21 protein-coding genes are annotated in these 22,118 nt (G+C 66.1%); 5 read left to right on the forward strand and 16 right to left on the reverse strand.

Going from position 1 to position 22,118, the window contains the following annotated elements:
* Nucleotides 1-639: an NrsF family protein gene (locus tag K289_RS0104785; protein ID WP_027550447.1), complete on the forward strand. Its 639-nt coding sequence runs from the start codon at nt 1-3 to the stop codon at nt 637-639.
* A 9-nt stretch (nt 640-648) separates the two neighbouring features.
* On the opposite strand, the gene K289_RS0104790 is transcribed toward K289_RS0104785, so the two are convergent.
* Both K289_RS0104790 and K289_RS0104795 read right to left on the reverse strand, forming a co-directional pair.
* Nucleotides 649-1,752, reverse strand: coding sequence for a DUF2336 domain-containing protein (locus tag K289_RS0104790; protein ID WP_027550448.1), 1,104 nt, complete (start codon nt 1,750-1,752; stop codon nt 649-651).
* 59 nt (nt 1,753-1,811) lie between these two features.
* Nucleotides 1,812-2,969 (reverse strand): GGDEF domain-containing protein, encoded by a 1,158-nt coding sequence (locus K289_RS0104795; protein ID WP_027550449.1) that lies wholly within the window; start codon nt 2,967-2,969, stop codon nt 1,812-1,814.
* A gap of 438 nt (nt 2,970-3,407) precedes the next feature.
* On the opposite strand from K289_RS0104795, the gene K289_RS0104800 reads away from it, so the two are divergent.
* The 4 genes from K289_RS0104800 to K289_RS0104815 all read left to right on the forward strand — a co-directional run bounded on the left by K289_RS0104800 (nt 3,408) and on the right by K289_RS0104815 (nt 7,435).
* On the forward strand, nt 3,408-3,977 hold the full coding sequence (locus K289_RS0104800; protein WP_027550450.1) for a sigma-70 family RNA polymerase sigma factor: 570 nt from the start codon (nt 3,408-3,410) through the stop codon (nt 3,975-3,977).
* The gene (locus K289_RS0104805) at nt 3,974-4,669 is read left to right on the forward strand and encodes a hypothetical protein (RefSeq protein ID WP_027550451.1); all 696 of its coding nucleotides are present in this window, start codon (nt 3,974-3,976) and stop codon (nt 4,667-4,669) included. The genes K289_RS0104800 and K289_RS0104805 overlap by 4 nt, the downstream gene beginning before the upstream one ends.
* A gap of 16 nt (nt 4,670-4,685) precedes the next feature.
* Nucleotides 4,686-6,368, forward strand: a complete 1,683-nt coding sequence (locus tag K289_RS0104810) for a S8 family serine peptidase (protein WP_027550452.1) — start codon at nt 4,686-4,688, stop codon at nt 6,366-6,368.
* Between the two features lie 500 nt (nt 6,369-6,868).
* On the forward strand, nt 6,869-7,435 hold the full coding sequence (locus tag K289_RS0104815) for a TIGR03809 family protein (RefSeq protein ID WP_027550453.1): 567 nt from the start codon (nt 6,869-6,871) through the stop codon (nt 7,433-7,435).
* A 142-nt stretch (nt 7,436-7,577) separates the two neighbouring features.
* Here K289_RS0104815 and K289_RS0104820 read toward each other — a convergent pair whose 3' ends face one another.
* From K289_RS0104820 to K289_RS0104885, 14 genes are all read right to left on the reverse strand, one after another.
* Nucleotides 7,578-8,948: a TIGR03808 family TAT-translocated repetitive protein gene (locus K289_RS0104820; protein WP_027550454.1), complete on the reverse strand. Its 1,371-nt coding sequence runs from the start codon at nt 8,946-8,948 to the stop codon at nt 7,578-7,580.
* Between the two features lie 253 nt (nt 8,949-9,201).
* A complete protein-coding gene (locus K289_RS0104825) occupies nt 9,202-9,855 on the reverse strand; it encodes a pyroglutamyl-peptidase I (RefSeq protein WP_027550455.1) in 654 nt (217 codons plus the stop codon).
* Nucleotides 9,852-10,841, reverse strand: coding sequence for a methylmalonyl Co-A mutase-associated GTPase MeaB (gene meaB, locus K289_RS0104830; protein WP_027550456.1), 990 nt, complete (start codon nt 10,839-10,841; stop codon nt 9,852-9,854). Before meaB ends, K289_RS0104825 begins: the two co-directional genes overlap by 4 nt.
* A 51-nt stretch (nt 10,842-10,892) precedes the next feature.
* Entirely contained in the window at nt 10,893-12,407 is a 1,515-nt protein-coding gene (locus K289_RS0104835; protein WP_027550457.1) for a tripartite tricarboxylate transporter permease, read from the reverse strand.
* 3 nt (nt 12,408-12,410) lie between these two features.
* Complete coding sequence (locus tag K289_RS0104840) at nt 12,411-12,905, reverse strand: tripartite tricarboxylate transporter TctB family protein (RefSeq protein ID WP_027550458.1); 495 nt, start codon at nt 12,903-12,905, stop codon at nt 12,411-12,413.
* Between the two features lie 99 nt (nt 12,906-13,004).
* Complete coding sequence (locus K289_RS0104845) at nt 13,005-13,997, reverse strand: tripartite tricarboxylate transporter substrate binding protein (protein WP_027550459.1); 993 nt, start codon at nt 13,995-13,997, stop codon at nt 13,005-13,007.
* A 131-nt stretch (nt 13,998-14,128) separates the two neighbouring features.
* Nucleotides 14,129-14,956 carry an RsiV family protein gene (locus tag K289_RS0104850; RefSeq protein ID WP_084788550.1) on the reverse strand — a complete coding sequence of 276 codons (828 nt, stop codon included), beginning with the start codon at nt 14,954-14,956 and terminating at the stop codon, nt 14,129-14,131.
* Nucleotides 14,957-15,126: 170 nt separating this feature from the next.
* Entirely contained in the window at nt 15,127-17,283 is a 2,157-nt protein-coding gene (gene scpA / locus K289_RS0104855; protein WP_027550461.1) for a methylmalonyl-CoA mutase, read from the reverse strand.
* A gap of 32 nt (nt 17,284-17,315) precedes the next feature.
* A complete protein-coding gene (locus tag K289_RS0104860; RefSeq protein WP_027550462.1) occupies nt 17,316-17,780 on the reverse strand; it encodes a GFA family protein in 465 nt (154 codons plus the stop codon).
* A complete protein-coding gene (locus K289_RS0104865; protein WP_027550463.1) occupies nt 17,780-19,648 on the reverse strand; it encodes a methylmalonyl-CoA mutase family protein in 1,869 nt (622 codons plus the stop codon). The genes K289_RS0104860 and K289_RS0104865 overlap by 1 nt, the downstream gene beginning before the upstream one ends.
* Before the next feature lie 75 nt (nt 19,649-19,723).
* Complete coding sequence (gene folK / locus K289_RS0104870) at nt 19,724-20,215, reverse strand: 2-amino-4-hydroxy-6-hydroxymethyldihydropteridine diphosphokinase (RefSeq protein WP_027550464.1); 492 nt, start codon at nt 20,213-20,215, stop codon at nt 19,724-19,726.
* A complete protein-coding gene (gene folB, locus K289_RS0104875) occupies nt 20,215-20,583 on the reverse strand; it encodes a dihydroneopterin aldolase (protein ID WP_027550465.1) in 369 nt (122 codons plus the stop codon). The genes folK and folB overlap by 1 nt, the downstream gene beginning before the upstream one ends.
* The gene (gene folP, locus K289_RS0104880; RefSeq protein ID WP_027550466.1) at nt 20,580-21,440 is read right to left on the reverse strand and encodes a dihydropteroate synthase; all 861 of its coding nucleotides are present in this window, start codon (nt 21,438-21,440) and stop codon (nt 20,580-20,582) included. The genes folB and folP overlap by 4 nt, the downstream gene beginning before the upstream one ends.
* Before the next feature lie 262 nt (nt 21,441-21,702).
* Nucleotides 21,703-22,110 carry a DUF4332 domain-containing protein gene (locus tag K289_RS0104885; RefSeq protein ID WP_027550467.1) on the reverse strand — a complete coding sequence of 136 codons (408 nt, stop codon included), beginning with the start codon at nt 22,108-22,110 and terminating at the stop codon, nt 21,703-21,705.
* Between the last annotated feature and the right edge of the window lie 8 nt (nt 22,111-22,118).

Raw genomic sequence — 22,118 nt, forward strand, 5'->3', positions numbered from 1 at the left:
ATGGATACCGATCAACTCATTCGCACGCTCGCCGCCGACAATGCCCATCGCGCGCCGCGCGTCGGCGCGGTGCTGACGATGGCGCTGCTGGTGGCGGCTCCCTTGTCGATCCTGATCTTCGCGACCTTCCTCGGCGTGCGGCCCGATGTGATGAGCGCGATGCATAACCCGTTCTTCGACATGAAGTTCGCGGTGACGTTGTCGCTCGCGATCCCCGCGATCATCATCAGCCTGCATCTGTCGCGTCCTGAAGCCTTGATGCGCGGCTGGGGCTGGCTGCTGCTGCTTCCCGTCGGACTGCTCGCGGTCGCGATCGGCGGCGAGATGATGATGGCGCCGGCGATGCCGATGACGATGCGGATGGTGGGCAAGAACTCCAGGGTCTGCCTGTCGGCGATCCCTGCGATGTCGTTGCCGCTGCTTGCCGGCGCGTTGTTCGGATTGCGCCACGGCGCACCGTCGCGTCCCGCGCTCGCCGGCGCGCTGGCCGGCATGTTGTCGGCGGGGCTCGCCGCGACGCTCTATGCCTCGCACTGCACCGACGACTCGCCGCTGTTCGTCGCGACCTGGTACACGATTGCGACCGCGCTCGTGACCGCGGTCGGCGCGCTCGCGGGATCGAAGGTCTTGCGCTACTAGCGCGCCGCCTCAGGCCGGCGACGTCGTGTTCTGCTGCATGCGATGGAAGCGCAGCACCTGCTGCGCGGTGGAGCTACGCAAGGCATCGTAGGTATCCCGCAGCGTCAGCATGTCCGTCTGTGCACCGCCGGACAGCTTTTCGCGCATGGCGATGATCGCGCGCACGCTCGACCACGACATGCCCGCGACCTTGGCGAGGATCATCACACCCTCGTTGCGGCTCTCGACCATCATGTTCTCGGCGGTCTCGACCGCGACGCCTGCGAGCGCCGCCAGCCCGGCGTTGGTCTCGTCGAACTTGCCCTGCTCGGCAAAGGTCATGACCTGGTATTCGTTGAGGCGGCCGTCCTCGTGCAGCGACTTCACCAGCGCGCGCGCCATCTCGGTCTGCCTGGTCATGGCGGCGGCGCGGACGCGCTGGGTCGCTTCCTGAACCACGCTGGCGACTTCGCCGGCAAGCTCCGGATTGGCGGCCTCGAGCTTCCTGCGCACGCTCAGCGAAGCCTTCGCGACCAGCTTCAGGTAATGATGGCGCGGCAGGTCGGGCCGCAGGCCGATGCAGGTGGCGAGGTCGTCGTCACGCTCGGCGCGCGTGACGAGGTCCGTAAGGCTTCCCTCGGAGAACCGGGCGCCCGGATTGGCGACGGTCGACTGCACCACGTCGTCGTTGCCGCGCGCCACCAGCACGTCGGTGAGCGCGTCCGAGAGCACCCGCCGCAACGAAATTGCCTTGAGGTGGGCCTGGCTCTTGCTGCGCGCGATCTCGATCAGGGTGGCCTCGTCCAGCCGTTCCGACTTCGACAGCACAGGACCGGCGACGTCGATGACATCGTCGAGTGCCAGCGTGCGGATGATCCGTGGCGGCGCAGCTCCGATCGGGGCGAGGCGGTCGGCGAGCAGCGCCTTGGCCGAAGTCTCGATCCGCTCGACCAGGCACTGGAAGACGTCATCGAACAGGCGGACGTGCTGGTCGGAATAATCCACCGCGTTGTTGATGAAGAGGTCGGTGACGCGACGCAGCGTCTCCACCCGGCGTGCGACCGTGCCGTGCGAGAGCGCGGCCTGCAATTCATCGAGCAGGTTTTCGGAAGGCTTGGCGGATTTGGATCTCATAGCCCTGTCCTGGAGCGTTTGGTCCGGCGGCTTCTGCGCGACCGGCGGCAATGGAATGGTCAGCTCGTTGCAATTCGGTTGCGCCCTTGCGCCTTGGCGGAATAGAGCGCGCTGTCGGCGCGCGCGAGAAATGAGTCGGCAGTATCGTTGTCGCGCAGCGAGGCGACGCCGGCGGAAATCGTCACGTTCATGCCGGAGGAGAATGTATTCCAGTCGAGATCGGCGACGATCCCGCGCAGCCGCTCGAGCATCCGCGCGGCGGCGTCGGCTCGCGTGTTCGGAAGCAGCAGCAAAAATTCCTCGCCGCCGTAGCGGCCGAAGCGGTCTTCCGGACCGATATTGGCGAAAATGGTGATCGCGAAGGTGCGCAGCACCTCGTCGCCGACGGGATGGCCGTGGGCGTCGTTGATGCGCTTGAACCAGTCGAGATCGATCAGCGCGATCGCAAAGGATTTTGCCGTCTCGCGCGATCGCTCGATCTCGGCGTCGAGCAGCCGCATGATGCAGCGGCGGTTATAGGAGCCGGTGAGTTCGTCGAGCTCGGCGAGTTCCTCGATGCGCTGATAGGCGGCCTTCAGCTCGATGCTGCGCCGGTACAGGATCTTGCGCAGCGTGCTGCCGAACAGGCCGAGGAAGGCACACTGGCCGATCACGAGCACGAAACACAGCATCGAGGCGGTCCGCTCGAGACGCGTTGCGACGGGCAGTCCGATCGGCAGGTCCGAGACCAGGAAGACGAATGCGAGCCCGGCGGTCGCCAGGCTCCAGGTGAGCATCGCCTGACGCGAGGTCATGCGCAGCGTGCCGAACGCGAAGATCAGGAACAGCACGCTGATGAAGGCGACCCCGACCGTCGGCACCGCGAGCAGGAAGATCATCTGCAGCGCCATATGCGCCGAGATCTGGAAGACGGTCAGGTAATGGTCCTCGAACTGGTCGCCGAAGCCGGATTCAGACAGCACGGCGAACGTGCCGATGATCATCAGGCCGCCGAACCAGAACAGCGATGGCACGGCCATCGAAATCGCGCCGTCATGGGCGTAGAGCAGCAGGACCGACGCGCCGAGCGAATAGCTCACGACCTGGCCGACATACATCTGCCGCCGCTGCCGCATCCGTCGCGCGCGCACCTCCGGCGCCGTCGCGCCGGGCGCCGGCGCAAGCTCCGCGGCTTCTGCGGCATTCCGGTCCGGGAGGGACGTCGCGGCCGTGCTCATGCTCTCGCCGTTGGTGGGTGTCGGTCCAAAAATCTACGTGGCAAGCCTTTAGGTTTGGTATCCTCGCCTTGCGAATCCGGGCTCGTTGCGCTGGCAAATGGCCTTGATCCGACACGAAATTTAGTGAGCGATTAGGGATCGTTGACGATCGGTCGAGCCAAAGCAGGGGTTCGTGAGACATACGTCGTGCAGGGCTGCTGCCATGGATCGAGCTTTGGTCGGGCCGCGTGCGCCCGACAGGCACTCCGCAGGAAAGTTTTTCAGTATTATGTTACCGATATGGAGCAGGGCAGCCAACCGCCGCGGGCGGCGAAAGGAAAATACGCGTATGTGGGGTAGATCACACAGGGCCCCGTGTGTCTGCGGTAAGCTGAAGAATCTTGCGCCTCCCGTCGAACCGTCCGCCGTTTCGACCCGACCAACCTTGCGAGACGGCCTTTGAGCGTGACACAGGCGGCTTCGGACGAGGTCCTGATCGCCAGGATCGCTCAAGGCGACCGGCTCGCCATGCAGGTGCTGTACGGGCGGCATCATGTCAGGGTGTATCGCTTCGGGCTCAGGCTCGTGCGCGACGAACAGGTGGCGGAGGACCTCATAAGCGAGGTGTTTCTCGACGTCTGGCGTCAGGCCGGCAAGTTCGAGGGCCGATCCGCTGTTTCCACCTGGCTGCTGGCAATCACCCGATTCAAGGCCCTGTCTGCGCTCCGGCGCAGGAAGGACCTCGAGTTGGACGACGAAGCTGCCAACGCGATCGAGGATTCGTCCGACGATCCGGAAACGGCGGTGCAGAAGAAGGATACCAGTGAAGCGTTGCGGGAGTGCCTGACGTCACTTTCGCCGGAACATCGGGAAATCGTCGACCTTGTCTACTACCACGAGAAGTCCGTGGAGGAGGTGGCCGAGATCGTCGGAATACCGGAGAACACGGTAAAGACGCGCCTGTTCTATGCGCGCAAGAAACTGGCCGAACTGCTGAAGGCAGCCGGCGTTGAGCGAGGCTGGCCATGATGGCTTTGAGCAAGAAGATGCTGGAGCAAGAGCCCAGTGAAATTGAAATGCTGCTGCCGTGGCATGCCGCCGGCACGCTGAATGCGCGCGACGCCCGCCGCGTCGAAGAAGCGCTCGCGCGTGATCCCGAGCTCGCCCGGCAATATGCCGCGATCCGCGGCGAGTACGAAGAGACCATCCATCTGAACGAGAGCCTCGGCGCACCGTCGGCGCGCGCGATGCAGAAGCTGTTCTCGGCGATCGACGCCGAGCCCTCGCGCACGACCGGCTCGTTGCCGCTGTCGGCGCGGATCTCGACCTTCTTCGCGGGCCTGTCGCCGCGCACTCTGGCCTGGTCGGCGAGCCTCGGCGCGATTGCGCTGGTACTGCAAGCCGGCATCATCGGCGCGGTGCTGATGAAGACCCAACCTTCAACCTTCCAGACGGCGTCGCTCTCGACCGCCCCGATTACGCGCGAGCTCGGCGGATCCACTGCGACGCCAGCGCGTGCGCTGGTACGCTTCACGCCGGAGGCGCGGGTGGCCGACATCACGTCGCTGCTCGACAGCTACCAGGCCTCGATCATCGACAGTGCCAAGGGCGGCATGTTCCGCCTTCAGTTCGACAAGGCGATGAGCCAGGACGAGCTGACCGCGCTGCTCGGCCGGATGCAGCGCGAGAAGTTCGTCAACCTCGCCGTTGCGGCGCCCTAAGGGCGCCCTCGAGCCGATGACGCGCAAATTCGAGAGCGGGGTGAGAGCAGGGGCCTGCGCATCATCCGTGGGCGCCGTGCTTCTCCTTGCCACCTCGCTCGACATCGAGGTCGCCCATGCGCAGGCGATCATGCGCACGCCCACGATCAGTGTTCCCTCGCGCACGCCGACCATCAGTCCGAGCATTGCCGCGAGGGCCGTGAGCGTCGACCGCGGCCCGCGCGGGATCGGCACCACGGCCCGGGTGACGGCGCGGCTGGCGGCCCCGGTGCATCCTTATGTGCACTACTCGCCGAATCTCTATCCGGCCTGCACCGCGCCCTATCGTGACGCCGACGGCGAGTGCCTCGCGCAGTCGAACGGGGATGGCGGCGGCAGCGGCAAGTCGGGCAAAAAGAGCGCCGGCAAGGGGCGCGGCAACAACACGCCCGTCGCCGCAAACCCGCGCACCTTCGCCAACGAGTTCGTCGCCGAGATCGACGGCGCGCTTTCGCTGGCCGAGGCCGACGAGCTGGCCCGGCGGCACGGCTTGAGGCGCGTCGCCTCGGAGAACTTCCCGCTGATTGGCGCCACGGTCGGCCTGTTCCGCATCGCCGACGGCCGGCCCTATGACACGGTGCGGCGCGAGTTCGCCGCCGACGGCAGCGTGCGCTCGCTCCAGCCGAACTATCGCTACCTGCTCCAGGACCAGAAGGTGGCGGCGCCGACTGAGGGCGATCCCGCGCAATATGCGCTGGCGAAGCTCCGGCTACCGCAGGCGCACGCGCTGGTGCACGGTGCCAACGTCACGGTCGCGGTGATCGATTCCGGGATCGATGCGAAGCATCCCGAACTCGCCAATTCCATCGCCGACAATTTCGATGCGCTCGGCAGCTCCGAAGGCCCGCATGTCCACGGCACCGGCATCGCCGGCGCCATCGTCGCCCATGGGCGGCTGATGGGCAGCGCGCCGGAAGCGCGCATCATCGCCATCCGCGCCTTCGGTGGCACCACGGGCGGCGCCGAGAGCTCTTCCTACATCATCCTGCGATCGCTGAACTACGCCGCCGAGCACGGCGCGCAGATCGTCAATATGAGCTTTGCCGGTCCGAAGGACGCAGTGATCGAGCGCGCCATCGCGGCAACTGCCGCACGCGGTCTCGTCCTGATCGCGGCCGCGGGCAATGCCGGCGCGAAATCGCCGCCGCTCTATCCCGCCGCCAATCCCAATGTGATCGCGGTCAGTGCGACGGATCAGCAGGACAAGCTGTTCACCGCCTCCAACCGCGGCAACTACATCGCGCTTGCGGCGCCCGGCGTCGACATCTTCCTGCCGGCGCCGGACGGCAAGTATCAGATGACGTCGGGCACCTCGTTCTCGGCTGCCTATGTCTCCGGCGTCGCGGCCCTGCTCCTGGAGCGCAACTACGCTCTGAAGCCGGAAGCGCTGCGCATGACGCTCGCGAAGACTGCGCACGACCTCGGTTCACCCGGTCGTGATGATCTGTTCGGCGACGGCGAGGCCGACGCCTACGCGGCTGTGACGGCCATTCCGTCCGACAGTGCGGCCCCCGTTGCCGCCGCGTCCGGTACAACAAAACGTGAAGGCGGCGAGGGGCGTCGCGAGGAGCCTGGAATCCGCGCGATCGAGCAGCCATCGCTGTCGAGCGCGGACGATAAATCGACGGTTTCCCAGACGGATAGGCCGGCAGCGCGATAGACGCTTGCGACAAAGTTGCACGCGGCGAGAAGGTTAAAAAATCGAACCCCGCGTTGAACGTTCAGCCCGCTGCCACGACCAAAATATGTGGGAGCGGTCATCCCTCCCCATAGGTCATATCAGGCGCGAGCGCCCATCCACCCCAAGCGCCCATATGGCTCGACCCGTCCGGTTGTCCCCCCGGACGGGTCTTTTCTTTTGGGGGCTGCTTTCTTGAAGCGCCGCTCCGGTCAGCTTCTGGTTGAGCTGGCGATGGCGGTCCCTCGTCGTTGCTTCTGCCGCTACGCCGCAAGACCGCTATGCTTGCGTGAAGCTTGACTCCAAATCACACAAAATCTCCGCACGACTACGGTGTTTGACGACGAAGACCGCGTCGCTGCTGGACAAGTCAAAACTTTTCCACAAAATATTCATGTCGCGTCTAAATTGATTCGTGAGCGTTGCGTCCCCCGCGTCCGTATTTTCTCCTGACGGGCTGGTTAATGACACATCGCCAAGGCGTGGCTTGCCGCCGCGACGTTGCAGAGCGCTGGTGCGCGCTCGCCGAGCAGCGGCTGGAACATCTCACCGAAATGTTCGAGACCGGGCGCTGGCGCCGCTATCACTCGGAGCTCGCATTTCTCGAAAACATCCAGGAAGCCAAGCGCGCGCTCCAGACTTGGCGCGCGATTGCGACTGGCGGGGACGTGCAGGCGGCCGCGGCGAGCGTGACGCCCGCGTTCGGCTGGTCTCCGGCCACCATGCCGCGCATGGCTCCGCGCGAGCAGGCCCAGACCGTGCAGCCGAAGGCCGTGCACATCGCGCGTGAAACGGCCGTGCCGGTCGCACTCGACCCCACGCCGGACGTGCTCGCCGAGATTACCGAAGCCCCGATCGCTCCAATTGCACCACTCGCTCCCATCGCACCGGCCGCTCCAACCGCACCGGGCGCGCGGATTGCGACGTTCCTGCCGACCTTCTCGCCGCCCGCCGCCGACGTCGTCGCAGCACCGGAGCGCGTCGTCGAATTCACCCTCAGCCTTGACGGCATCGAAGCCAGATACCCGCTGCTGCGCAACGCGTTTTAGCGTCGGGAGGAAGACCACCGTTTCTCGCCCCATCACCCTAAGGTGCTCGCCCTGCAGTGCAGAGCACCGCAGGGCGAGCCTCGAAGGATGAACGGCCATCGGCCCGCCGCGCCAAGGCGCAGCGAGCAGACTGCTTGCGCATCTACCGCCGCACCGCATTCCCGCCGATTACCACCTGCGCAAAGCGCTGGGCGCCGTCCGCGGACAAATCCGCCGTCACCACGCGCGCATGGTCGAGCCCGACCACGGCGCCGCGCGGCGTTTCGGAGATCATGTTGTTGTTGACGAGCGCTGTGCCTGCGCCGGGCACGACCGAGACGCCGACGCCGGCGAGCGCCTTGCGGATCACGTTGCCCGAGATCACGACGTCGCGCAGATATTTGCCCCACCCGGCGACGATGCCGTAGGACGGCGCGTTCTCGATCACGTTGCCGGTCACCGACGAATCCGCCTCAACGTAGATGCCGACGCCGGCATCGTCATCCGGCGCCGTGCCGATCGGCCGCCTCGGAATCAGGTTGCGGATGATGTTGCCCTGGACCACGGCGATGCGGCCGCCCTCGTTGAAATTGCAGACGGAGACGCCGACGGCGGCGCCATCCACCGTGTTGTTGGCGATCACGGCGGCCTCGAACGAGAACTCGGAATAGAGCGCGACCTCGCGCACGTCGCTGACGCTGTTGTCCGAGATGTGGATGTTCGAGGCCGAATTGCCGCGCACCGCGGAATAGTCGCAATTCTTGATGCGGTTACCGCGCACAATGACGTTGCCGGCGCGGAAGGCGTTGATGGCGTTGCCGTACTGGCCCGAGCCGCCGGGGCCGGCCTTGATGTCCTCGATGCGGTTGTCGGCGACCAGTGTGCCGTCATCGCCGACCGCGGTGCGCAGAATCTCGATGCCGTTGTCATTGGTGCCGATGATGGTGTTGCGCGAGACGCTGAGGCCCTTCGCATCGAACGAGACCACGGCCGTCACGGCGATGTTGGTGAAAATGTTGCCGGAGATGTCGCCCAACACCTGCTCGAGCCAGATGCCGCTGCCGCCCGAGCCCGTGATCTCGCAATCCGTGATGCGGACGTCGCGTCCGCCGAGGCAGTGGATCAGGCCGCGCCGCGTCGGCAGCGGGATGCCGCCGCCGTCGAAAGTGATGCCGGTGAGGCCGATCGCATCGGAGCCGTCGCTTTGGATGGCCGAGGCCCCGCCGGTGAAGACCAGCTTGGTCGCGCCGCGGACGCCGATCAATTGCGAACCATTTTGCAGCCGCAACAGGCCGGTGCGGTAGACGCCGGGCGGCAAGGCGAGCGGCATTTGCGCCCGCGCGGCCTCGTCGATCGCGCGCTGTAGCGCGCGCGTCTGGTCCTCGCCGCTGCCGGGCCGCACCCCATATTGCGTGGCGTCGCGGCCGAGCAGCGACGTCAGTGGCGCTGCGCGCGCGGCGTCGGCAGGCACGGCCAGCGCGCCCGCAACGCCTGCGGCGGAAGCTCCGATGAGATGGCGGCGGTTGAGGTCCATGATGCGTCCTCCGGCGGACGCGGGAAGCGTCCGCGCGAATTAGGTAGCGCAGAAATGCGGCAGGGCGGCCGGGACCGGAAGGATTGTTCGAGGTAGGGTTAAATGTTTACGCAAGCGAGGTGCCGTAGTGCCGTAGGGTGGGCAAAGCGACTTGTCCGCCGTAGCTCGAAGAGCGAAGGCGGAAGCGTGCCCACCGTCGTCGCCGCGGATCTGGATGCGTCGTGGGCACGGCGCAAGCGCGCCTTTGCCCACCCTACGGCTGCGTGTTCCGCGTCTTCCGCGCCAATTGCAGCATCTCCATCAGCATCGCTTCTCCGGCATCCACGAGCTCCTCGAGCGTGATGCGCGGCGCGCCCTTCCGCCGCACCGCGCCGCTGCGCGCGAGCAGGGGGATGTGGATGAACGCCGCCAGCCGCGGCCCGCCGGCATTCACGCCTTCGATCGCGCGCCAGCTCAGATAATTGCAGAGAAAGGCGCCGGCATCGCGAGAAGACCGCGCGTCGATGCCGGTGAAGCGTGCAGCGCGCAGCAGCCTTGCCGTGTGCGGACCGAACATCATCGCGTCCGCATTGCCGGCGATGGCACGCTTGCGCGAGCGCGTATTGGCGGCGTCGGGCCAGAGCATCGTGACGGCATTGCGCGCGCGGGTCTCGATCCGGAGGAAGGGCGTGCGTGCTGCGAGGCCGAACATCAGAAGCGCGTCCGGCTTCACCTTCGCGAGCACCTCCGGCAGTTGCCGGTCGACCGCGGCATAGGTGACCGGGAAGATGTGGCTTGCGATCTCGACATCATCGAGTGCCGGACGGCGCAGGTGCGCCAATCGCGCGACCAGCGGCTGGGTCGGGTTGTAGGGCGCGCCGGGGAACGGCCCGAAGCCCGTGAGGAGGATGCGGAGCTTTGCACTCATCGCAGCAACTCCAGGATATGCTCGGCGGCGAGGGCCGGGGTGAGATGACCATCTGCGACCTCGGCCTCGATCTTTCTGACCTTCGTGCGCACGGATGCTTCGGTGCGCAGCCGCGCCAGCATGCGCTGCTCAAGCATCGACCACATCCACTTCACCTGCTGCTCGCGCCGTCGCGCCGCGAACTCGCCGGACGCGCCCATTGCCTTGCGGTGATCCAGGATCTTTTGCCAAAGCTCGGCGATGCCCTTGCCCGTCAGTGCCGAATAGGTGACGACCGGCGGGTGCCAGTGCTCGGAGCGGGGCGCGAGGATGTGCAGTGCGCCGCGATAGTCGGCGGCCGTGATGTTGGCGCGCTTGAGATTGTCGCCATCGGCCTTGTTGATCGCGATCATGTCGGCGAGCTCGACGAGGCCCTTCTTGATGCCCTGAAGCTCGTCGCCGCCGCCCGGCAGCATCAGCGCCAGGAAGAAGTCCGTCATGTCGCAGACCGCCGTTTCCGACTGGCCGATGCCGACGGTCTCGACCAGCATGACGTCGAAGCCGGCCGCCTCGCACAGCAGCATCGCCTCGCGGGTCTTCGCAGCGACGCCGCCGAGCGTCCCGGAGGACGGCGAGGGGCGGATGAAGGCGTGGTCGGAGGCCGAGAGCCGCGCCATCCGCGTCTTGTCGCCGAGGATCGAGCCGCCGCTGCGCGCCGAGGACGGGTCGACCGCCAGCACCGCGACCTTGTGGCCCTGCTCGATCAGGTAGGTGCCGAGCGCATCGATGGTGGTGGATTTGCCGACGCCAGGCGACCCGGTGATGCCGACGCGAACCGCCTTGCCGGTCTCGGGCAACAGCATCTGCACCAGCTCGCGCGCCAGTGCCTGATGGTCGCTGCGCCGGCTCTCGATCAGCGTGATGGCGCGCGCCAGCGCGGCGCGGTGACCCGCGCGGAGGTCGCGTGCGAGGGATTGGGTGTCCAGCGAGGACTTCTTCTCAGTCATGCCCTGCTTTACAACGCCCCGGCGGGGCAGGCGAGGGCTGCTCGCCCCATATCACCGCGATGTTGCCGCCGCCGCCGTCTGTGCCGGTTTCACCTTCCGCCACACCCACACCATCACCGGCCAGAGCAGCGCGCCGATCGCCATGGCGGCGAGGATCGCGGCAACCGGGCGCTCGAAGAACGGCAAGATGCTGCCGTCGGACTTGATCAGCGAGGTGACGAAGGCCTGCTCGACCATGGTGCCCATGACGATGCCGAGCACCATGGCGGCCACGGGATAGCCGTTTGCCTCCATCACGTAGCCGATCACGCCAAAGGCGGCGACGGTGACGACGCCGAACATGTTGTTGCCGATCGCGAACGAGCCGACCGCGCAGCAGAGCATGATGATCGGCATCACGGTGGAGCGCGGCGCCAGCAGGATGTAGGCCGCGACCCGGATCATGGCGATGCCGAGCGGGATCATCAGAATGTTCGCGATGATGAACATTAGATAGATCGCGTACATGCTCGACGCTTTCTCGGTGAACAGCGTCGGGCCCGGATTGAGCCCCTTCATGTAGAGCACGCCGATCGCGATCGCCGCGATGGTGTCGCCGGGAATGCCGAACAGCAGCGAGGGCACCCAGCCCGAGGCGATGCTGGCATTGTTGCTGGCGCCCGCCTCGACCAGGCCCTCGACATGGCCGGTGCCGAATTTTTGCGGCTCCTTGGAGAAGCGCTTCGACATCGCGTATGAGACCCAGGCGGCCATGTCGGCGCCCGCTCCCGGCAGCACGCCGATGATGATGCCGACGATGTTCCCGCGCGTCATCTGCCAGTGGTATTTCCTGGTCAGCGACCACTGGCCGGCCATGATGCTCCCGAACCTTCGCCGCGGCAGCGGCGGCGGTTCGGGCGTGAGCATCGCGCGCATCACCTGCGCCACCGCGAAGACGCCGACCAGCGCCGGGATCGGCTCGATGCCGCCGAACAGATCGGTGATGCCGAAGGTGAAGCGCGGCACGCCGCCGGGATTCTCGATGCCGATGCAGGAGACGAGCAGGCCGATGAACATGCCGGCGATCGCCTTCACCGGCGAGGAGCGCGCCACCAACGTCGCGCACATCAGGCCGAGCAACGCGAGCCAGAAATATTCGAAGGTCGAGAACGACAGCGCGATCTCGGCCAGCGGCGGCGCCAAAATCATCAGCGACAGCACGCCGGCGATGCCGCCGACCGCGGAGAACCACACGCCGGCACCGAGCGCGAGCTCGGCTTGGCCCTTGCGCGTCATGGCGTAGGCTTCGTCCGCATAGGCGGCAGAGGCGGGCGTGCCGGGAATGCGCAAGAGCGCGCCGGGGATGTCGCCGGAAAAGATCGCCATCGAGGAGGCCGCGACGATGGTCGCGATCGCCGCGATCGGCGACAGGTAGAAGGTGACGGGGACGAGCAGGGCGGTCGCCATCGTCGCCGACAGGCCCGGCAGTGAGCCGATGACGAGCCCGTACACGGAGGCTGCGAACATCGCGATGACGACCTCCCAGGTGGAGATCAGCGCGAACGCATCAATCAGGGTTTTCAGCATGGATCACCAGGGCGTCGGCAACAGGCCGGCGGGCAGCGGCACGCGCAGCAGCTTGCCGAAGATGAGGTGGATGGCGAAGGGTGACAGCGCCGCGAGCGGCAGCGCGAGCTTCCACTTCGCGCCGAGCGCGGTCGAGGTCACGTAGACCATGACCGCCGCGGTGATGATGAATCCGAGCCGGTCGGCTGCGAAGACGTAGAACAGCAAGAGTGCCGGCGGCAGCAAGGCGCGCAGGCTGTAGAGCTTGTTTTGCGGTGGCGGCGCGGCTGCGGCCTGGCCGTCCTCGATCGGGATCAGCTCTTCCTCCTCCTCGAAGGAATGGCCAATGCCGAACACGATCGCGAGCCCGCACAGCGCAAGGCCCACACCGATCACGAGCGGAAACACGTTGGGGCCGACCGGCTGGCCCGGCACCGGCGGCAGGATCCAGCCGCCATAGGCCGCCGCCGCGCCGAGTGCGACGAGAAACGATCCCGTGACGGAGTCGGGAAGACGCATGTGAGGAGTCCTATGAGAGAAGTTCTCCCTCTCCCCGCTTGCGGGGAGAGGTGAGCAGAGTGTGCGGGCCCGAGATCATCCCGGTGAGCCGATGCGAGATTACGCCTTCGTCAGGCCGGCAGCCTTCATCGCTTCGCCCATCTGAGCGTCACCCTTGTCCATGAAGCTGCCGAACTGGCCGCCGTCGCCCCACACCGTGCCGAAGCCGCGATTGCTCATGAAATCCTTGAACTCGGCGGAGTCGTAGACCTTCTTCAGCGCCGCGGTGAGTTTTGCCGTGATCTCCGGCGGCAGGTTCTTGGGCGCGCCGATGCCGCGCCAGGCGCCGGTGGCGTAGTTGACGCCCATCGACTCCTTCAGCGTCGGCACGTCGGGGAAGATCGGATTGCGCGCGGGCGCCATGATGGCAAGGCTTCTCGCCTTGCCCGCCTCGATGATGGCGCGGGCTTCCGGCACCGAGCAGGTGGTGAGGTCGAGGCCGCCGGCGGCGAGATCCTGCATCGCAGGTGCTGCGCCGTTCGAGGGCACCCAGGCCACCTGGTTGGCGGGCAAACCCATCGCCTGCATCCAGCCGACCAGCGCGAGATGCCAGATGCCGCCCTGGCCGGTGCCGGAGGCCTTGAACTTGCCGGGAGGCGCGGCCTTGATCGCGTCGGCGAGGTCCTTGACCGTCTTGTAGGGCGAGGAGGACGAGACCTGGATACCCGGCGGGTCCTCGTTCATCAGCGCCAGCGGGGTGTAGCTCTGCGGCGTCAGGTCGGTCAGGCCCTGCCAGTGCATCATCGAGATTTCGACGGTGAGCATGCCGATGGTGTAGCCGTCCGGCTGGGCAGTCGCGATCGCGGTGTGACCCACCACGCCAGACCCGCCGGTGCGGTTGACGACGTTGAAGGGCTGGCCGAGATCCTTTTCCAGCAGTGCTGCGACAATGCGCGCGGTGGCATCCGTGCCGCCGCCGGCGCCCCAGGGCACGATCACGGTGACCGGCCGTGCCGGATAGGCTTGCGCGAGCGCGGGCTTGAAACCGAAAGCGGCGGATGCTGCGACAGCAGCGGACGAGGCCGCGAAAGCGCGGCGGGTGAGCTTGGACATGAATGCCTCCCAGCGGCGCCCGTAATGTCGGGCGCTCTTGTCGATGGCGGCATTCTAGTCGGCTTTGCAGCGCCGCCGCAAGGTAGCGCTACCACTGCCTTGTGAGCAACAACGTGCAGCTCAAAGCGTGGTCACTGACCGTCATCCTCATCGCCCTTCGGCCGTGCGCCGCCGAATATGCGCGCGCCTTCCGCCGAAAGGTACGGTTTCAGCGTCTCCCAGGGCACGAAGGCGACATATTCGCCCTCGGCGTAGGGGCCGACGGCGTAGGGCGGATAGTGGAAGGTGAGGCCGGAGGTCTTGCCTGCCTCAGTCGATGGCGCCAGCGTCACCGCGCCGATCTTGAGCAGGCTCGGCGCGACGTCCTTGAACCACTCGTCGGTCGCGGTCTCGCTGGTGTCGCGCTTCTTCTTTTCGATTTTGAGCGAGGCGATCACGGCTTTCACCATCGCCTTCATGGTCGGGCCGTTGTCGGCGGTCTCGGTGAAGAACGGGCGGATCGAGATGCGCTTGTTCTCGGTCTTGTCCCACAGGATCGTGTTCACGTCGGAATTGGGGTGGGCGCCGTGGGTATCCATGTTGTCATTGCGCAGGACGCTGACATAGCGGTCGGCGACGACCGAGCGGATGGTGTACTTGCGCTCGAAATCCCAGCCGCCGTCCTTGAAGAACTGCGGGTCCTGCTTGCGCGAGGTGGCAGCTTCGGTCGCGTTCTTGTCGAGCCATTTCTTGCCTTCGGCGAGGCAATCCGCCGCCAGCGCTGCATCCGCCTTGATCCTGTCGTCGAGCAGCACGCGCGCCTCGATGCTCTTGGTCTTGATCTCGGCGTCGGGCTTGGGATCGGCGGCGTAGATGGGGGAGGCTGTGGAGATCGCAGCGATAGCCGAGAGGATCGCGATCGTGTGCAGGAGCAGCCCTGCGCGCGCAGTTGCACGATGGTGTGTCACATCAGTATTCATGAATTTTCATGCGCCTTCCGAAAGGCCGCCAGGGCGGCGGCCGAACATCTGCCACGGCATAACATCACAGGATGAACCGGTGCAGAACGCCCGGTGCGAACACCGGGTCGTGAAGATTGGTCGCGGCAACGGGCCTGCCGGTTTGATGCAGAGTGCCGAGCGTCGGTGAACTACTCCGCCGCCTCGCTATGCCCGAGCCGGGCGTTGAGCTTGCGGATCAGCTCCTCGGCCGCGTCGGCAATCACTGTGCCCGGCGGGAAGATGGCTTCGGCGCCGGCTGCATGAAGCGCGTCATAATCCTGCGGCGGGACCACGCCGCCCACGATGATCATGATGTCGTCGCGGCCCTGCTTCTTCAGGGCCGCCTTCAATTCCGGCACGGCGGTGAGATGGGCGGCCGCGAGTGAAGAGACGCCGAGGATGTGGACGTCGTTCTCGACCGCCTGTCGCGCGGCTTCGTCGGCGGTGGCGAACAGCGGCCCGATGTCGACGTCGAAGCCGATATCGGCGAACGCGGAGGCGATCACCTTCTGGCCGCGGTCGTGGCCGTCCTGGCCGATCTTGGCGACGAGGATGCGCGGGCGGCGGCCTTCCGCCTCCTCGAACGCATCGATCAGCGCCTGCACCTTCTCGACCTGGTTACCCATGCTGGACGCCTCCCGCTTGTAGACGCCGGTGATGGACCTGATCTCGGCGCGGTGCCGGCCGAACACCTTCTCCATCGCGTCCGAAATTTCGCCGACGGTCGCCTTCGCGCGCGCCGCGTCGATCGCGAGCGCGAGCAGATTGCCGTTGCCTTCGCCGGCCGAGCGCGTCAGCGCGGCGAGCGCGGCGTCGACGTCCTTCTGGCTGCGCTCGGATTTGAGCCGCGTCAGCTTGTCGATCTGGAGCCGGCGAACGTTGGTGTTGTCGACCTTCAGGATCTCGATCGGCACTTCGTCTGAAGGCTTGTACTTGTTGACACCGATCACCGCCTGCTTGCCGGCATCGATGCGCGCCTGCGTCTTGGCGGACGCCTCCTCGATGCGCAGCTTCGGCACCCCGGCCTCGATGGCTTTCGCCATGCCGCCGAGCTCCTCGACTTCCTGAATATGGCTCCACGCCTTGGCGGCGAGGTCGCGCGTGAGGCGCTCGACATAATAGGAGCCACCCCAGGGATCGATGATGCGGGTGGTGCCGCTCTCCTGCTGGAGGAAGAGCTGGGTGTTGCGAGCGATGCGTGCCGAAAAATCGGTCGGCAGCGCCAGGGCTTCGTCGAGCGCGTTGGTGTGCAGCGACTGGGTGTGGCCCTGGGTGGCCGCCATTGCCTCCACCGTCGTGCGCATCACGTTGTTGAAGACATCCTGCGCGGTCAGCGACCAGCCCGAGGTCTGACAATGCGTGCGCAGCGAGAGCGAGCGCGGGTCCTTCGGCCCGAATGGTTTCAGCAGCTTTGCCCAGAGCAGCCGCGCGGCGCGCATCTTGGCGACTTCCATGAAGAAGTTCATGCCGATCGCCCAGAAGAACGACAGCCGTGGCGCGAAGCGGTCGACGTCGAGCCCGGCGGCAAGACCGGCGCGAAGATATTCGACGCCGTCGGCCAGCGTATAGGCGAGCTCGAGATCCTGCGTCGCGCCGGCTTCCTGCATGTGATAGCCGGAGATCGAGATCGAATTGTACTTCGGCATTTTCTGCGAGGTGTACGCAAAGATGTCGGAGATGATCCGCATCGAGGGCGCGGGCGGATAGATGTAGGTGTTGCGCACCATGAACTCTTTCAGAATGTCGTTCTGAATGGTGCCCGAGAGTTTTTCCGGCGGCACGCCCTGTTCGCCCGCGGCCGCAACGAACAGCGCGAGGATCGGAAGCACCGCGCCGTTCATGGTCATGGACACGCTCATCTGGTCGAGCGGGATGCCCGCGAACAGCGTGCGCATGTCGTAGATGGAATCGATCGCGACGCCCGCCATGCCGACGTCGCCGGCGACGCGCGGATGATCGGAATCGTAGCCGCGATGGGTTGCGAGATCGAAGGCGACCGAGAGGCCCTTCTGTCCCGCCGCGAGGTTGCGGCGATAGAACGCGTTGGAGTCTTCCGCCGTGGAGAAGCCGGCATATTGCCGGACCGTCCAGGGCTGGTTGACATACATGGTCGGGTAGGGGCCGCGCAGGTAGGGCGCGACGCCCGGGAACGTCTCGAGGAAATCGACGCCGGCAAGATCGGCCTCGCCATAGGCGGGCTTGACCAGGATGCCCTCGGGCGTCAGCCAGGGCTCGGCGCCGCCGGTCGGTGCGGCGCTCGCAGCCCTTTCGAAGGCGACATCGGCGAAATTGGGAATGCGGCTCATGGTTCCAACCATATCAGAGGTGAGCGCGTAAGCTAATCATGGTCCGGATGCTGATGGCTGACGATGGTCGCCATCTTCTCCGGTCCGTAATTCTGCTGCGTGGTCTGGCTCGGCAGATTGGCGATGCCAACCACCCAGCCGAGGCGGGATTCGGTTCCATACTGCCGCGTCGGTGCCACCCGATCGGGGTGATCGAAGGCGCCGGTCATGATCTCGACCCGGTCGCCATCGATGCGACGGAAGCTGAGCGGCGTGCCGCAGGCCGGGCAGAAATCGCGCTCCGCGATCGAGGAGGAGCGGAACGCCGAGGGCGAGCCCTTGGTCCAGGCGAAATCGGTCTTGTTGATGTCGGCAAAGGAGGCGAACGGAGCGCCGCTCGCCTTCTGGCACATGCGGCAATGGCAGATCGAGATCCGGGTCGGTGCCGCCGTCACCGCAAAGCGCACCGCGCCGCATTGGCAGCCGCCGGTGAGAACTGGTTTGCCTGCTTCGGTCATCACTGTTCCATCCGTCGATAGGCGTCTTGCAGCGTCGCAAGCGCATCGGCGCCTGCGAAGATGAAGCCGCTGACGCCGGCCGCGCGCACGGCCGCCTCGGCATCAGTGGGACGGCCAGCCAGATAGATATGTGCTGCGCCGGCCTGTTGCAGGGCCTGCGCCGCGGCTTCCGCCTGGCCCGCATAGACCTTGTCGCTGGAACAAAGGCAGACGAACCCGGCGCCGGAGGCCTTGAAGGCGGTCGCAAGCTCGGCCGGATCGGCAAAGCCCTCGCTATCGATGGCCTGAATTCCACCGGCTTCGAAGAAGCTTTTCGCAAAGGTTGCGCGTGCCGTGAAATCGGCGGGTGTGCCGAGATTGGCCAGGAACACCCTCGGCCGCGTGCCGTGCGCTTTCAACGCCGCATCCGATTTGTCGCGAAGCACTTCGAACGGTTGCGCCAGCCGGATCGGCGGCAGCGCTTCGAACTTGTATTTCTGCTCGCCATAGGGCGGCAGCGCGACTGGCGTCGCCTTGAGCACGACCGTCACGCTCTCATGCAGGTTCGGAAACTCGCTGGCGCCGGTCAGCACGTCGCGGCGTTTTGCGATGTTGGCCTCACGCGCCTTGCGCGCGGCCGCGACCTTGCCCTGGAAAAGACCTTGCTGAAGCGCGGCAAAGGCGCCGCCGGCTCTTTCGCTCTCCTGGAACAGCGCCCAGGCCGCTTCACTAAGCTGCGCCGTCAGCGTCTCGATGCCGCCGGCGCCGGCCGCGGGATCAGAGACTTTTGCGAGATTGCTTTCCTCAAGCAGCAGAAGCTGCGTGTTGCGCGCCACGCGCCGCGCAAAGGGATCGGGTAGCCCAAGCGCCAGCGTGTGCGGCAGCACCGTGATCGCGTTGGCCCCGGCGAGCCCCGCGGCGAATGTCGCAATGGTCGCGCGCAGCATGTTCACATAGGGATCGCGCTGCGTCAGCATGCGCCAGGCGGTGTCGGCGGCGATGAACAGCGGCTTGGGTGTCAGACCGCAGGCCTGCTCGATGCGTGCCCAGAGCAGCCGCAACGCGCGGAATTTTGCCATGGTCAGGAACTGGTCGGCGTCGGCGGCGAGCCGCGCATAGACCATGCCCTGCGCCTGCTCGAGCGGAACGCCAGCGCTTTCGATCGCGCGCAAGTAAGCGACGCCACAGGCAAGTACGAAGGCGAGTTCCTGGACCTCCGAGCCGCCGGCATCATGGATCACGCGCCCGTCGCCTGATGCGAACGGCCCCTTGAAGCCGAGCGCGGCGAGGCCCTTGATGGCGCCGGTGACGGCGGGAACGATCTCCTCCCAGGTGTAGGGGCTGTGGCCCCACACTGCGCCGGCCGCGAGCGGATCGAGCCCGAAGCGGATGTCGCAGGCGGCGGGATCGATGCCCTTGCCCTTGACGTATTCGGCGACATGGATCGCCGCCATCCGCGATTGCGGACCGACCTGGATCTCGATGCCGATGCCGGCATCGAGATGAACGTTTTTCAAGACCTTTGCGACGGCATCCGCGGTCGGTTCCAGGCCAAAGCCGTAGCTGCCATTGCCGCCGGCGAACACCAGCGCGAGCCCCGTGGCGCCGTTCTCGAGATCGGTGAGCGCCTGCGCGTTCGCGAGTACGGCGTCGGGATGATCGATCCGCTGCATGATCTGCCACGGCGCCGCCGCCGGCCGTCCTGGCACGGGCGCCACGTCCTTGGCGCGCTGATAGAGCGGATCGATCTTGAGCCCGTCATAGGTCTTGCCGACCAGCTTCTCGAACGGCGCGCCCTTCAGCACGCCATCGACCAGCTTGCGCCAGTCCTCGTACTGCGCCTTGGGAAACTCGGCCGCAAGCGGCAGGTCGTCAGTCACGGAGGTCATTAGGTCCCAAAAATCCTTGTTGTTCGGCGGCGAAATTGCCACGGCCAGCCGTCCCTGCAAACGGTTGTTTTCTTGTTAGCCGGTATCCGAAAGCCGCTCAATTCCTTGCGTTGAGATGCTGGCCAGCCCGTCGCGCACACGGATGCCGCCGATCACGCGGTCCGGCGCGATTTCGGCGAGCGGCACCAGCACGAAGGCGCGATCGAACAGGCGCGGATGCGGCAGCGTCAGGTCGGGCGTCTGCAGCGACACATCGTCATAGGCGATCATGTCGAGATCGAGCGTGCGCGGCCCCCAGCGCCGCTCCCGGGTCCGCATGCGGCCGAATTTCTGCTCGACCTTCTGCAGCACGAACAGCAGCGCATGCGGATCGAGGCTCGTCTCGATCTCAATGCAGGCGTTGATGAAGGGATCCTGGTCTTCGTCGCCCCAGGGCGGGGTCGCATAATCCGCCGAGCGGGCGATCAGCGCGGCTTGCGCCATGCCGCAGATATGGCCGATCGCCTTCTTGAACGTCGCGCGGACATCGCCGACATTGCCGCCGAGTGCGATCAGGGCGCTCGCCATCAGGGATGCCGAGACCGCGTCAGCATGATGCCGACGTCGTCGAAGATCGCCGCGATCGGGGCATGCGGCTTGTGCACGGTGACCTTCACCGCGCGGATGCGCGGGAAGTGCGACAGGATGGCGTCGGCGACCGCGCCGGCCGCGCGCTCCAGCAGCTTGTAGTTGGTGTTCTTGAACGCTGCCGTCGTGGTCGCCACGACTTCGGCGTAAGACACCGTATCGGCGAGCCGGTCGGTGCGCGACGGCTCCGACAGGTCGGTATAGAGTTCGAGATCGATCACAAAGCGCTGGCCGACCTCGGTTTCGTGGTCCATCACGCCGTGGCGGGCATGGATCGACAGGCCGGTGACGAAGATCGTATCGGTCATTGCTTGCTCTCGATTGCGGCCGCGACACGCAAGGCCTGCAGGGTCTCGGCGACGTCGTGGGTGCGAATGATCTTCGCGCCGCGCTGTGCGGCAAGGAGATGGGCGGCGATCGAGCCGGCGAGCCGCTCCTGCGGCTCCGACGGCGACACCGAGGCGATGAAGCGCTTGCGCGAGGCGCCGACCAGAATCGGCAGGCCGAACGTGCCGAGTTCGTCGAGCCGCGCCAGCGCCGTCATGCTCTGCTCGGGCGTCTTGCCGAAGCCGATGCCGGGATCGAGCACGATCATGTCGCGCGCGATGCCGGCCTTCGCCGCGATGTCGAGCGAGCGCTGAAAGAATGCGATCATGTCCTGCACGATGTCGATGGCGGGATCGACACTGTCGCGATTGTGCATGACGATGACGGGGACATTTCGCGCGGCGATCAGCGGCGCCATGCCGGCGTCCCGTTGCAGGCCCCAGACATCGTTGGCGATCGCAGCGCCCTGGTCGAGCGCGAAAGCCACGACCTCTGCCTTCATGCTGTCGATCGACACGGGCACGCCGAGCGCCGCCACCCCGGCCAGCACCGGCTTCAAGCGTCCGAGCTCGTCCGCCGCGGTCACCGGCTGGGCACCCTTGTAGGGGCGGGTGGATTCGGCGCCGATGTCGATGATGTCGACGCCATCAGCGATCATTGCCCGCGCCCGCGCCAGCGCCAGGTCGGGCGTGATGAACTGCCCGCCGTCGGAAAAGGAATCCGGGGTGACGTTGAGCACGCCCATCACCGCCGGGATTGGCCGTCCGAGCAGCGTCCGCAGCACACCAAGCCCGGCAGAGGCGGCCGGCGCGACGGATGGGGAGGGCGAGGTGTTCATGCGGCCCGATTTGCGCGGTCGGGCAGGGGGAGTCAAGACGGATGGGGTACCCTGGCTCCGTCATTGCGAGCGCAGCGAAGCAATCCAGACACTCACCGCGGAAAGACCCGGGATTGCTTCGCTGCGCTCGCAATGACGATCTGGATGGTATTTGCCGCCATACGCTCCGTCGTCAAGCCCGGCCATGATGTTGGGGATGCTTGGGTGCTTCACGACGATCGCGAGGGCCGTTGCCCACGTTCGTATACTGCGAGCGTTGGCTCTAATATGTAATCTTCGGCGCCAGCTTCTTGGCCTTGGCGATGATGTCGCCGACCGACTTTTCCGACGGCAGGATGCGGACGAGCTTTTTCTTCTCGTTCGCTTCGCGCATGCTCTGGGCCAGTCTCGTCGGGTTGCGATAAGCGAGCTCGCGCACGGTGGTGACGCCGGCCGCACGGACCAGGCCGACCTTGGCCCTGCCCATGCCGGGAATGCGCATGTAGTCGGAGACGTTGGCCCATTCCAGCAATTGCTGCTCGCTGATGCCGGTCTTGGCGGAAAGCGTCTTGCGGCCCTTGGCGGTGCTCGCCGCTTCGAGCAGGGCGTCGGTGGTGCGGATACCTTGCGCCTTCAGCTTGCTGGCGGCGAAGGCCGGCAGACCCTCAATCTCGGAGATGGGATATGTCATGCTACTCG

The organism is Bradyrhizobium sp. Cp5.3 (assembly GCF_000426265.1).
Taxonomy (GTDB): domain Bacteria; phylum Pseudomonadota; class Alphaproteobacteria; order Rhizobiales; family Xanthobacteraceae; genus Bradyrhizobium; species Bradyrhizobium neotropicale.